At 72.5% G+C, this 11,797-nt stretch carries 11 protein-coding genes; 4 read left to right on the forward strand and 7 right to left on the reverse strand.

Annotation, left to right across the window (positions count from 1 at the left end; translation table 11 throughout):
• The first annotated feature begins 231 nt into the window (after positions 1 to 231).
• Entirely contained in the window at positions 232 to 1,221 is a 990-nt protein-coding gene (locus tag C5508_RS12075) for a glycerophosphodiester phosphodiesterase family protein (protein ID WP_232797085.1), read from the forward strand.
• 326 nt (positions 1,222 to 1,547) lie between these two features.
• Here C5508_RS12075 and C5508_RS12080 read toward each other — a convergent pair whose 3' ends face one another.
• Complete coding sequence (locus C5508_RS12080; protein WP_104525194.1) at positions 1,548 to 2,837, reverse strand: adenylosuccinate synthase; 1,290 nt, start codon at positions 2,835 to 2,837, stop codon at positions 1,548 to 1,550.
• 68 nt (positions 2,838 to 2,905) lie between these two features.
• On the opposite strand from C5508_RS12080, the gene C5508_RS12085 reads away from it, so the two are divergent.
• The 3 genes from C5508_RS12085 (at position 2,906) to C5508_RS12095 (ending at position 5,522) form a co-directional block, all read left to right on the forward strand.
• Positions 2,906 to 3,520 carry a hypothetical protein gene (locus C5508_RS12085; protein WP_104525195.1) on the forward strand — a complete coding sequence of 205 codons (615 nt, stop codon included), beginning with the start codon at positions 2,906 to 2,908 and terminating at the stop codon, positions 3,518 to 3,520.
• A gap of 113 nt (positions 3,521 to 3,633) precedes the next feature.
• On the forward strand, positions 3,634 to 4,689 hold the full coding sequence (locus C5508_RS12090) for an ABC transporter permease (protein WP_104525196.1): 1,056 nt from the start codon (positions 3,634 to 3,636) through the stop codon (positions 4,687 to 4,689).
• On the forward strand, positions 4,686 to 5,522 hold the full coding sequence (locus C5508_RS12095; protein WP_104525197.1) for an ATP-binding cassette domain-containing protein: 837 nt from the start codon (positions 4,686 to 4,688) through the stop codon (positions 5,520 to 5,522). Before C5508_RS12090 ends, C5508_RS12095 begins: the two co-directional genes overlap by 4 nt.
• 123 nt (positions 5,523 to 5,645) lie before the next feature.
• Here the strand turns inward: C5508_RS12095 and C5508_RS12100 are convergent, their stop codons facing one another.
• The 6 genes from C5508_RS12100 to C5508_RS12125 form a co-directional block, all read right to left on the reverse strand.
• The gene (locus C5508_RS12100; RefSeq protein WP_104525198.1) at positions 5,646 to 6,047 is read right to left on the reverse strand and encodes a DUF3151 domain-containing protein; all 402 of its coding nucleotides are present in this window, start codon (positions 6,045 to 6,047) and stop codon (positions 5,646 to 5,648) included.
• Positions 6,047 to 7,081: a class II fructose-bisphosphate aldolase gene (fbaA, locus tag C5508_RS12105; RefSeq protein ID WP_104525199.1), complete on the reverse strand. Its 1,035-nt coding sequence runs from the start codon at positions 7,079 to 7,081 to the stop codon at positions 6,047 to 6,049. The genes C5508_RS12100 and fbaA overlap by 1 nt, the downstream gene beginning before the upstream one ends.
• A gap of 329 nt (positions 7,082 to 7,410) precedes the next feature.
• Entirely contained in the window at positions 7,411 to 8,769 is a 1,359-nt protein-coding gene (locus C5508_RS12110; RefSeq protein ID WP_104525200.1) for an FAD-dependent oxidoreductase, read from the reverse strand.
• On the reverse strand, positions 8,766 to 10,184 hold the full coding sequence (locus C5508_RS12115) for an FAD-binding oxidoreductase (protein ID WP_198598041.1): 1,419 nt from the start codon (positions 10,182 to 10,184) through the stop codon (positions 8,766 to 8,768). Before C5508_RS12115 ends, C5508_RS12110 begins: the two co-directional genes overlap by 4 nt.
• 118 nt (positions 10,185 to 10,302) lie before the next feature.
• A complete protein-coding gene (gene pyrE, locus C5508_RS12120) occupies positions 10,303 to 10,908 on the reverse strand; it encodes an orotate phosphoribosyltransferase (protein ID WP_232797086.1) in 606 nt (201 codons plus the stop codon).
• A gap of 107 nt (positions 10,909 to 11,015) precedes the next feature.
• A complete protein-coding gene (locus tag C5508_RS12125; RefSeq protein WP_104525201.1) occupies positions 11,016 to 11,678 on the reverse strand; it encodes a fasciclin domain-containing protein in 663 nt (220 codons plus the stop codon).
• Between the last annotated feature and the right edge of the window lie 119 nt (positions 11,679 to 11,797).

The following is an 11,797-nucleotide window of genomic DNA, read 5'->3' on the forward strand; positions in this document are numbered from 1 at the left end:
CCCTTTCGAGGGAGGCACGAGGCCGAGGCCCCAGACCCACTTCTGGCGGCGTCAAACCTCAGAAACCCCAGACACACCACGTGATCTGGATCACAAACAACGTCGCCACCGCTGGTCAGCGCGATGTCCGCTAGATCGTGCGCAATCAGTCTCCTTCAGTTCCCCATGGATTCACCCGATTCCTGTGTTGTGGGTGCCATGCGCGCGACCGAGTCGCTGGCGATTCGACCAGTGACACGCCTTCCCCGGCCCGTCGTCATCGGACACCGTGGAGCCCCGGCCTACCGGCCGGAGCACACCACGGCGAGCTTCGAGCTGGCCATCGACCTCGGAGCCGACCTCATCGAGCCCGACATCGTGGTCAGCCGTGACGGCGTGCTCATCGTCCGGCACGAGAACGAGCTCTCGCTCTCCACCGACGTCGCCGAGCACGCGGAGTTCGCCGACCGGCACACCACGAAGGTGGTCGACGGAGAGCTCTGCACCGGCTGGTTCACCGAGGACTTCACCTACGCCGAGCTGCGCACCCTGCGCGCCGTCGAGCGGATGCCGGCCATGCGCCCGCTGAACACCGCCTACGACGGCCGGTACGGCATCCTGACGCTCGCCGAGGTGATCGAGCTGGCCCGCTGCCGGTCGACCGCCGATCGCCGGATCCGGGTGCTCGCCGAGCTCAAGCACCCCCGGCTCGCCGAGGCCGAAGGCCTGCCCATGGGCGCGCTCGTGGCCCAGGAGCTGCGCCGGCTGGGCGCCGACCGCGCCGATGGCACCGTGATGATCCAGTCCTTCGACCCGGCCCTGCTGCGCGACCTGCGCGCGCGGCTGGGCGAGGGCGGTCCGCAGATGGCCCAGCTCATCGGCGACGCCCCCACCGGCGACGCCATGGTCACGCCGTCGGGCCTGCGCGAGATCTCGACCTACGCCCAGGCCATCGCCCCCAGCCGGGAGCGCGTGCTCGCCAGCGCCGCGGCCGCCCGGCCGGGCCGGGCCCACCTGGTCGGTCAGGCGCACTCCGCGCAGCTCGCGGTCTTCGTCTGGACGCTGCGGGCGGAGAACGCCTTCCTGCCGGCGCACCTGCGCCGCGGCGATGCCCCCGAGGGGCTCGGCGACGCGGTGGGCGACGCCCAGGAGCTGCTGGCCCTCGGCGTCGACGGGCTCATCACCGACTCCCCCGACCACGCCGTCCGTGCCCGCACCGCGGTGACCGCGCAGCTGGTCTGAACCGCTCAGCTGGTCAGAACCGCTCAGCGCGTTCGGTACAGCCGATCGACGCGTGGCGGTGCGGTCGGCTGCGCGGCCAAGGCCATGGCTTCGCGACCGCAACGTTGCGAGAGACTGCGGACCTTGCGTTCGGCCGCCTGCGCCTTCGCGCCATGCCGACCGGGTGCCGTGCGGACCCGCTGGCCGTGTACCGCAGCACGCCGTCGGAAGCCTGGAGAGGCTCGGACGAGCAGCGGCTCTCAGCTGACCGCCGCGGTGGCAGTACCGATCCTGCATCCGCCCCGCGAGGCCGCCCGCTGTCCGGCTCCGGCGATGCGGGCCGGCCTTCAGCCGATGAGGTCGTGGATGACGACGTTCTCGTCGCGCCCCGGCCCCACGCCGATCACGCTGATCCGAGCACCGGAGAGCTCCTCGAGCCGGCGCACGTAGGCCTGCGCGGCCGCGGGCAGCTCGTCGAAGGTCCGGCAGTGCCGGATGTCCTCGAACCAGCCGGGCATCTCCTCGTAGATCGGCGTCGCGTGGTGGAAGTCGGTCTGCGTCATCGGCATCTCGTCGTGCCGGACGCCGTCGATCTCGTAGGCCACGCAGATCGGCACGGTGTCCAGGCCGGAGAGCACGTCGAGCTTGGTGAGGAAGTAGTCGGTGATGCCGTTGACGCGGCTGGCGTAGCGGGCGACGACGGCGTCGAACCAGCCGCAGCGCCGGTCGCGCCCGGTGGTGACACCGACCTCGCCGCCCTGCTTGCGGAGGTACTCGCCCCACTGGTCGTGCAGCTCGGTCGGGAACGGACCGGAGCCCACACGGGTCGTGTAGGCCTTGAGGATGCCCACGACCCGCTCGATGCGGGTCGGCCCCACGCCGGCACCGACCGCGGCGCCGCCGGCCGTCGGGTTCGACGACGTCACGAACGGATACGTGCCGTGGTCGACGTCCAGCAGCGTGCCCTGGGACCCCTCGAGCAGCACCCACTCGCCGGCGTCGAGCGCCTTGCCCAGCAGCAGCCGGGTGTCGACGATCCGGTGCTTGAGCGCCTCGGCGTACTGCGTGTACTCCTCGACGACCTCGTCGACGTCGATGGCCTTGCGGTTGTAGACCTTGACCAGGACCTGGTTCTTCTCCTGCAGCGTGCCCTCGAGCTTCTGGCGCAGGATCGAGAGGTCCAGGAGGTCCTGCACGCGGATGCCCACGCGGGCGACCTTGTCGCCGTAGGCAGGGCCGATGCCCCGGCCGGTGGTGCCGATCTTGCGCTTGCCCAGGAACCGCTCGGTGACCTTGTCCAGTGCCCGGTGGTGCGGCATGATCAAGTGCGCGTCGGAGGAGATCACCAGCCGCGAGGTGTCCACCCCGCGCTCCTCCAGCCCCGCCAGCTCCTTGATGAGCACCTCGGGGTCGATCACCACGCCGTTGCCGATGACCGGCGTGCAGCCGGGCGTGAGGATGCCGGACGGGATCAGGTGGAGGGCGTACTTCTCGCCGTCCGGGGTGATCACCGTGTGGCCGGCGTTGTTGCCGCCCTGGTAGCGGACGACGTAGGGAACTCGGCCGCCGAGCAGGTCGGTGGCCTTGCCCTTGCCTTCGTCGCCCCACTGGGCACCGATCAGCACGACTGCGGGCATCGGCTCCTGGTTCTCCTGTCCATCGGCACCCGGGGAGGTTCCCGGCCAGCAGGTGGCAGGGTATCCGCATGCCCTCCGTCGAGCTGGACCTCCGTCGCCTGGAGCCCGGCGAAGCGCCCCGCCCGACCCAGCTGGAGCCGGTCGGCGCCGCCGACGCCGTCGTCGTGCGGGGCCCGGTCCCCGCGCTGTCGGCCGTCCTCGCCGTCCTGCTCAGGGCCGGGCGCACCGCCGAGGTCCCGGTGGCCTGGGAGCCCGGCCGCGACAAGGCGTCCGCCGCGCTGGCGCGCGATCTGGGCATCGGCAGCGGCGATCCGCGGGACCTCACGCTGGTGCGGGACGACCACGGCGGCGTGCTCCTGCACCACGGCCGGATCGAGGCGGCCGGCGACGGGCGCCGGTCGCTGTCCCGGCGGGTGGGGCTGCAGGCGCACCACGACGACATCCGGGTCGCCGACGGGGAGATCACCCGGATCGACGTCCGCCCGGACTGGACCGCCGTGGACACCATCGGCGTGACGGTGATGACCCTGCCGCTGCGCCCCACCCGGCAGACCAGCGGTCGTGCGCTGCAGGTGGCCTCCGATCCGGCGCGGATCGTGCGCGACGGCGTCGCCTACCCGCGTCCGGTCACCCGCTGGACCTGGTACGCCGACGACCGCGTGCGGTGGCGCCTGCAGCCCTGAAGAGTGGCCGTTCCAGCACGTCGCAGGGCCGTCGTGGACACTGGGGACACCTGCCTGCCCGAGGAGGACCCGCTGCCGACGTCCTGTTCCCCCGCCGCCGGGGCTGCCCGACGGTGATCAGCGACCGGCTGCCCTCCTTCGGCCATGCCCGCCCCGCGCCAGCACACCGCTTCCTGTCCCGTGCGCTGGCCCGGCCGAGCGTGCCCGCCGTCGTCGTCCTCGTGCTGGTCGTCGTCTTCTTCTGGGTGCAGGCGCCGGCGCTGTCCACGAACGCGGGGCTGGCCGGGATCCTGGACGTCGCGGCCCCGCTCGGCATCGGTGCGGTCGCGGTCGCGCTGCTGCTGATCGCCGGCCAGTTCGACCTGTCCGTGGGCGTGATGGCGCTGGGCAGTCCCCTGCTGACCGCGATGCTGATCGGCGAGGCGGGGTGGCCCGCCTGGCCCGCGCTGCTGGCGTCGCTGCTGGCCGCGCTCGTCGTCGGCGTGGTCAACGGCGTGCTGGTGGTCAACACCGGCCTGCCCAGCTTCCTGGTCACCCTCGCCACGTTCCTGGTGCTGCAAGGGACCGCCCTGGCCGGCTTCGAGGTCGTCGCCGGTTCCACGCAGGTCGGCGGTCTCGACGCCGCGCCCGGCTGGAACTCGGCGGCCGCGGTGTTCGGCTCGTCGGCGGAGCTCGGTGGAGCCCGCTTCCACGTCGCCGTCCTCTGGTGGGTCGCAGCCACGGCGCTGGCGACGTGGGCGCTCTGGCGGACGCGGTTCGGCAACGCCGTGTTCGCCTCCGGCGGCGCCCGCACGGCCGCGCGCGAGCTGGGCGTCCCGGTGCGCCGGACGACGGTGGCCCTGTTCTGCCTCACCGCGACGGCCGGCTGGCTGATCGGGACACTGGGCCTGTTCCGGGTGGAGAGCGTCCCGCTGGTGAACCCCGGCGTGGGAACCGCCCTGGACTTCCTCGTCGTCGCCGTCATCGGCGGCTGCCTGCTCACCGGTGGCTACGGGTCGGCGATCGGCGCCGCGGTCGCCGCGCTGCTCTACGCCGTCGCCCGGCAGGGCATCACGGTGGCCGGCTGGGACCCGCGGTGGTTCCAGACGCTGCTCGGCGCCCTGCTGCTCCTCGCGCTCGTGGCCAACGGCGTCGTGCGCCGCCGACTGAAGGCGGTTCCGCGATCGTGAGCACCGCCTACTCGCCCGACCAGCTCCCGGCCCCCGCGCACACCCCGGTGATCGAGCTGCGCGGGCTGACCGTGCGCCATGGCAGCGTGCCGGCGCTCAACCGGGTCGGCGCCACGCTGCAACCGGGCACCATCACCTGCGTCCTGGGCGAGAACGGCTCCGGCAAGTCGACCCTGGTGTCGGTGCTGTCCGGGCTTCGCCGGCACGATGAGGGCGAGCTGTTCGTGGCCGGCACCCCGGTGAACTTCCGGTCCCCGCGGCAGGCCCGCGCCCTCGGTATCGCCACCGTGTGGCAGGACCTCGCCGTCGCGCCGCTGCTGTCGATCTGGCGGAACTTCTTCCTCGGCGCCGAGCCGACGCGGGGGATCTGGCCGTTCCGCCGGCTGGACGTCGACGGCGCCCGGGAGACGACGGTCCGCGCCATGGCGCGGGTGGGCGTGACGGGCCTGGACCCCGACCAGCCGGCGAGCGCGCTGCAGGCCGGCGAGCGGCAGAGCCTCGCGGTCGCCCGGGCGCTGCACTTCGGCGCGCGGGCCCTCGTCATCGACGAGCCGGTCACCCCCATGACGGTGGCGCGGCAGACCCTGTTCGGGCAGGCCATCCTCGCCGCGAAGGCGCAGGGGCTGGCAGTCGTCGTCGTCACGAACAACCCGCGCTACGCGCACCTGATCGGCGACCGCTTCCTGCTGCTGGCCCACGGCCACGTGGCCGGCAACCTCACACGGGACGACGTCGATGCCGACGACCTGACCGCGCTCATGGCCGGCGGCGAGCAGCTGACCACCCTGACCGACGCACTGACCGCCCTGCACCCGGAGCTCGGCGAGCGGTAGCCCGACTCCGGGTGCAGGGTCGCGCCGAGTGGGGCCCGGAGGGCTCCGCGCAGGCGGGACGACACGGCTCAGCTCAGGAGGGGGACGGCTCCTGGCCGCGGTGCGATCCGGAGGATCGCCGTGTCACAGCGTGGGGTCGCAATCGCGCAGGAGCTGGGTGCAGCGCTCCTGCTCGTCGGTCTCGCCGATCGCCTCAGCGGCCTTCGCGAGCACCGTGACGCAGCGCAGGAACCCGCGGTTGGGCTCGTGCGACCACGGCACCGGGCCGTAGCCCTTCCAGCCGTTGCGGCGCAGCGCGTCCAGCCCGCGGTGGTAGCCGGTGCGCGCGTAGGCGTAGGCCTCGATCGTGCGGTCGCCCTCCAGCGCCTCCTCGGCCAACGCGGCCCAGGCGGCACTCACCGTCGGGTGGTGCGCCGCGACCTCGGCCGGCGGGTTGCCGGCGGCGAGCTCGGCGTCGGCCTCCGGGTGGGCCGGCAGCAGCGTGGGGGCGGGCTCGCCCAGCAGGTTCCCGTGCGAGTGGCTCATCAGGCGCCCTGCGACTGGCCGGCCGACAGCAGGTCCTCGCACGCCTCGACGACGCGCGCGGCCATGCCGGTCTCGGCGGCCTTGAGGTAGGTGCGCGGGTCGTAGGTCTTCTTGTTGCCGACCTCGCCGTCGACCTTCAGGACGCCGTCGTAGTTGCTGAACATGTGACCCGCGATCGGGCGGGTGAAGGCGTACTGGGTGTCGGTGTCGACGTTCATCTTGATGACGCCGTAGGACAGCGCCTCGCGGATCTCCTCGGGCGCGGAGCCGGAGCCGCCGTGGAAGACCAGGTTGAACGGCTTGGCTCCCTCGCCGAGGCCGAACTCCTTGGCGACCAGCGCCTGACCGCGCTCGAGCACGTCGGGCCGGAGCTTGACGTTGCCGGGCTTGTAGACCCCGTGCACGTTGCCGAAGGTGGCGGCCAGCAGGTAGACGCCGCGCTCCCCCAGCCCGAGCTGCTGCGCGGTACGCAGGAAGTCGCCGTCGGCGGTGTAGAGCTTCTCGTTGATCTCGGCGACGACGCCGTCCTCCTCGCCGCCGACGATCCCGATCTCCAGTTCGAGCACGATCTTGGCCGCCGCCGACTTCTCCATGAGCTCCTCGGCGATGTCGAGGTTCTCGGTCAGCTCGATCGCCGAGCCGTCCCACATGTGCGACTGGAACAACGGCTCCTGCCCGGCGTCGACGCGGTCCTTCGACAGCGCGATCAGCGGGCGGACGTAGGAGTCCAGCTTGTCCTTGGGGCAGTGGTCGGTGTGCAGCGCGACGTTGACCGGGTACTTCTCGGCCACGACGTGCGCGAACTCCGCCAGGGCCACGGCGCCCGTGACCATGTCCTTCACCTTGGTGCCGGAGCCGAACTCCGCGCCGCCGGTGGAGAACTGGATGATGCCGTCGCTGCCCGCGTCGGCGAACCCGCGCAGCGCCGCGTTGATCGTCTCGGACGAGGTGCAGTTGATCGCCGGGTAGGCGAAGCCGCCCTCCTTGGCCCGGCGGATCATGTCGGCGTAGACCTCAGGGGTCGCGATGGGCATGCGGGGCACTCCTCGGGTGAGCGGCGTGTACGGCGCTGTACGTCGGCGATCAGTATCGCGCCGCCGGCCTCGCTCCGGGGCGTCGGGGCGTACGTCCCGCCCCAGGGCGGTCACGAGTACCACCGCCCGGGTGACGTCGATCCGCGCGCCGGCCGGTTCGGTCCGCCGCGGTCGACCGCGGTGAGGCCGCTGCCGCGCAGGTGCGCGCCGCTGAGGCGGCGGTCAGCTGGGCCGCCGGAAGTCGAGACCGCGCAGCGTCGCACCGGCCGCCTGCGCCCCGGCCCGACAGGTTCTCGGCGTACCGGTCGGCGTCCCGGGCGTCGGTCCGGTCACCCCTGCTCGGTGCGGCTGACCACCCGGGCGGCGACCACCACCGGGTCGTAGGTCGGCGAGAACGGCGGCGCGTAGGAGAGGTCGGAGCCGGCCAGGTCCTCAGCGGTCATGCCGGCCCAGATCGCCGCGGCCAGCACGTCGATGCGCTTGCCCGATCCCGGACCGCCGACGATCTGCGCGCCGAGCAGCCGACCGGACCCGGCCTCGCTGAGCAGCTTGACGGCGATCTCCTCCGCGCCCGGGTAGTAGCCGGCCTTCGTCGTCCCCTCGATCGTGTCGGTGCGGTACTCGAACCCGGCCTCCTCGGCCTGGGTGGTGCACAGCCCGGTCCGGCCGATCTCGATGTCGCCGACCTTCGTCAGCGCGGTGCCGAGGACGCCGGCGAAGCGCGCGGGCCGGCCACCGATCACCGAGCCGGCCACCCGCCCCTGCTTGTTGGCGTGCGTGCCCAGCGCGACGTGGGCGACCTCGCCGGTCACTCGGTGGAAGGTCTGCGCGCAGTCACCCGCGGCGTAGATCTCCGGGTGCGACCGGGTCCGCTGGGTGCGGTCGACGTCGATGGCTCCGGTGGTGCCCAGCCGGATGCCGGCGGCCTCGGCGAGCGTCACCTCCGGCCCCATGCCCAGCCCCAGGACTATTATGTCGGCCTCGTAGCTGCCGGCGTCGGTGCGCACCCCGCAGGCACGACCGGACCCGTCGACAAGCACCTCCCGCACGGCCTGGTCGGTGTGCACGTCCATGCCCATGGCGCCCATGCCGGCGCGCACCCGCTCCCCCATGTCGGCGTCGAGCAGCTGCATGGGCAGCGGGTCGGCGAGCACGACGGTGACCTCGAGACCGCGCCGCTGCAGGACCTCGGCCATCTCCAGCCCGATGTAGCCGCCGCCGAGGACCAGGCCGCGGCGCGCGCCGGCGTCGATCGCGGCCCGGATCGCCGCGCCGTCGTCCAGCCGGTGCACGCCGAAGACGCCCGGGGCGTCCAGTCCGGGGATCGGGGGACGGGACGGGCGGCCGCCGGTCGCGACGACGAGGCGGTCGTAGCCGATCCGCTCGCCGTCGGCGGTGACCACCTTCCCGGCGTCGGCCTCGATCCCCTCGACCCGCGTCCCGGTGCGGACGGTGATGCCCCTCTCGGCGAACTGCTCGGGCGTGCGCGCGATCAGCTGCTCGCGCCGCTCCACCTGCCCGCCGATCCAGTACGGGATCCCACAGGCGGAGAAGGAGACATCGGCGCCTTGCTCCAGCACCACGATGTCGAGGTCGTCGGCGTCCCGCAGGCGACGGGCCTGCGCCGCCGCCGACATGCCGGCGGCGTCGCCACCGATGACGACCAGCCGCTCCCGGGATCCGCTCATGCCCCCAGGGTGCCACCATGGTCGGGTGCGTACCGGAACACCGAGCCGGGGCTGAGCAGCCCCGCGGGGTCCAGCGCCGCCTTGATCGAGCGGTGCACGGCCAGCGACACCGGCCCGATCTCCCGCTCCAGCCAGTCGAGCTTGATCGTCCCGACGCCGTGCTCACCGGTGATCGTGCCGCCCAGGGACAGCCCGAGCTCCAGGATGTCGTCGAAGGCGGCGAACGCCCGCTCACGCTGGTCGGCGTCGGCCGGGTCGAAGCAGATGGTCGGGTGCATGTTGCCGTCGCCGGCGTGCCCGACGACGCCGATGGTCAGGGCCCGGGTCGCCGCGATGGCGTCGCAGCCGTCGAGGAACTGGGCGATCCGCGACCGCGGGACGGCGACGTCGTCGATCAGCGTGCTGCCCAGCTGCGCCAGGGCCGGCAACGCCATCCGCCGGGCGGCCAGCAGCAGGTCACCCTCGGCCGGGTCGTCGGTGGCGTGCACGAACTGCGCCCCTGCCTCCCGGCACAGCACCGCCAAAGCCTCGATCTCCCGCGCGGCGGCGTCCCCGCCCGTGTCGGACTGAGCGACCAGGAGGGCGTGTGCGTCGCGGTCGAGATCGGCCTTGAGCAGGTCGTCGACCGCGCGGATGCAGGTGTTGTCCATGACCTCGAGCAGGCTGGGCACCAGGCCGGTCGTCACCACCCGCTCCACGACCTCGCCGGTCTGCGCTGTGGTGGCGAAGGTGGCGGCCAGCGTCACCGGGCGCTGCGGCGCGGGGCGGAGGGCCAGGGTCGCCTCGGTGATGATGCCGAGCGTCCCCTCCGAGCCGACGAACAGCCGGGCGAGGTCGTAGCCGGCCACGCCCTTGACGGTGCGCCGGCCGGTGCGCAGCACCTGCCCGTCGGCGAGCACGACCTCCAGCGCCAGCACGTAGTCGGTGGTCACGCCGTACTTCACGCAGCACAGGCCGCCGGAGTTGGTGGCCAGGTTGCCGCCGATGGTGCACCAGTCATAGCTCGACGGGTCCGGTGGGTAGAACAGACCGGAGCCGGCGACGGCGTCCCGCAGGGACTTGTTCACCACGCCGGGCTGGACGACGACCAGCCGGTCGGACTGCGAGATCTCCAGGACCGCGTCCATGCGGGTCATGACCACGGTGATCGCGCCGTCGACGGCGTTGGCGCCTCCGGCCAGCCCGGAGCCGGCGCCGCGGGGCACCACCGGGATGCCGTGCCGGGCGGCCACCCGCATCACCGCGACGACGTCGTCGGTGGACCGCGGGAACACCACCGCGGCCGGGGTGCCGGCGTCGGCGAGCATCGCCTGGTCGCGCGCGTAGCCGGCGGTGACGTCCGGATCGGTCAGGACGGCGTCGGCGCCCAGCGCGTCGGTGAGGTCGGGGAGCCACGCGGTGGCGACTGTGGTCACCGTCACACCCTACGACCGCGACGCCGATGATCAGGTCTGCTGATCACACGGGGTCCTGGCTCAGCACCGGTGGTGAGCCAGGACCCACAACGATCAGGTCACCTGATCGTCAGGGTGCTCAGTCGAGGCCGAGGTCGGCGAGGGTGAACGCGGCGCGGTACTCGAAGCCGGCCTCCTCGACCGCCTTCCGGCCCCCGCGGTCGACGATGACTGCGACGGCGACCACCTCCGCGCCCGCCTCCTGGAGCGCCTCGGCCGCGGTCAGTGGGCTGCCCCCCGTGGTCGAGACGTCCTCCACCACGAGCACCGTCCGGCCGGCGACGTCCGGACCCTCGATCCGCCGCTGCAGACCGTGCGCCTTGCCGGCCTTGCGCACCACGCAGGCGTCGAGAAAGCCCTCCCCCGCGGCGGCTGCGTGCAGCATCGCCGTCGCCACCGGGTCCGCGCCCAGGGTGAGCCCGCCGACGACGTCGTACCGCAGGTCACCGGTCAGCTGGCGCATCACCCGGCCGACCAGCGGAGCGCCCTCGTGGTGCAGCGTCAGGCGGCGCAGGTCGATGTACCAGTCCGCCTCCTTGCCCGAGGAGAGCGTGACCTTTCCGTGCACCACGGCGAGGTCCACGATCAGCTGCAGCAGCCGGTCACGGTCGGGCAGGGTGACAGCCCCGGTCCAGGGGCCCGGCCCGAGAGACGAGGGTTGGGGGGGAGCAGGGTCCTTCTCCATGTCGACGACCCTAGACACGCCCCGGACACGCCGCAGGGCCCCCGTCGGACGGGAGTCCGACGGGGGCCCTGCGGTGCTCCCTCCCGGTGTCCGGGAGGGGGCAGGCATCACATACCGGCAGGCTTGAGGACCTGGTCGATGACGTAGACGGTGGCGTTGGCGGTCTGCACGTTCCCGCAGATCACCGAGGCCCCCATGCCGACGACGGTGCCGTCCATGGAGATGGTGAAGTCCTCACCGGAGCCCTCGATGGTGACCTCGTCGTTGTTCAGCGTGGTGTGCGTGCCGGCCAGCTCCTCGGGAGTGAGGCGACCCGGGATGACGTGGTGGGTGAGCACCGTGGTCAGGGCGCCGGTGTCGGCGAGCAGACCCTGCAGGGCGTCGGCGGGGACCGCCTCGAAGGCCGGGTTGGCCGGGGCCAGCACGGTGATGTCCTCGGCGCTGTTCAGGGTGTCGCCCAGGTTGGCGGCGGTGACGGCCTGGACCAGGGTGGACAGGATCGGGTTGTTGCTGGCAGCGGTGGCCACCGGGTCGTCGGACATGCCCTCGACGCTGCCCTCGCCCTCGGTGGGCACCTGGGAGCAGGCCGCACCGAACGGCGCGTCGGACATGGGCATCTCGGAGCTCTCGGTGGCCGAGGAGCTGCTGCCGCTCGACGAGCCCGACGCGCTGCTGCCGGAGCCGGTGTCCGAGCCGCCACAGGCGCTCAGGGTGATCGCCAGGGTGGAGGCGGCGGTGACCAGGATGCCGCGGGAAAGGGTGCGCTTCATGGGGTTTGTCTCTTAAACAAATCCGACGCTTCAGACGAAGAGGATAGTTGAGGATGTGGTGGACGCATGTACATAAAAAAAAAAAGAGAAAACACATAACGACGTAAAATAACTATAAA

The sequence above is a fragment of the Blastococcus atacamensis genome, from assembly GCF_002938425.1.
Lineage (GTDB): Bacteria > Actinomycetota > Actinomycetes > Mycobacteriales > Geodermatophilaceae > Blastococcus > Blastococcus atacamensis.

Bases quoted from the DNA above. Each gene is read 5' to 3' on its own strand.
- C5508_RS12080 (WP_104525194.1), bottom strand. From the start codon at position 2,837: ATGCCCGCAGTCGTGCTGATCGGTGCCCAGTGGGGCGACGAAGGCAAG.
- C5508_RS12085 (WP_104525195.1), top strand. From the start codon at position 2,906: ATGCCCTCCGTCGAGCTGGACCTCCGTCGCCTGGAGCCCGGCGAAGCG.
- C5508_RS12100 (WP_104525198.1), bottom strand. From the start codon at position 6,047: ATGAGCCACTCGCACGGGAACCTGCTGGGCGAGCCCGCCCCCACGCTG.
- fbaA (WP_104525199.1), bottom strand. From the start codon at position 7,081: ATGCCCATCGCGACCCCTGAGGTCTACGCCGACATGATCCGCCGGGCC.
- C5508_RS12110 (WP_104525200.1), bottom strand. From the start codon at position 8,769: ATGAGCGGATCCCGGGAGCGGCTGGTCGTCATCGGTGGCGACGCCGCC.
- pyrE (WP_232797086.1), bottom strand. From the start codon at position 10,908: ATGGAGAAGGACCCTGCTCCCCCCCAACCCTCGTCTCTCGGGCCGGGC.
- C5508_RS12125 (WP_104525201.1), bottom strand. From the start codon at position 11,678: ATGAAGCGCACCCTTTCCCGCGGCATCCTGGTCACCGCCGCCTCCACC.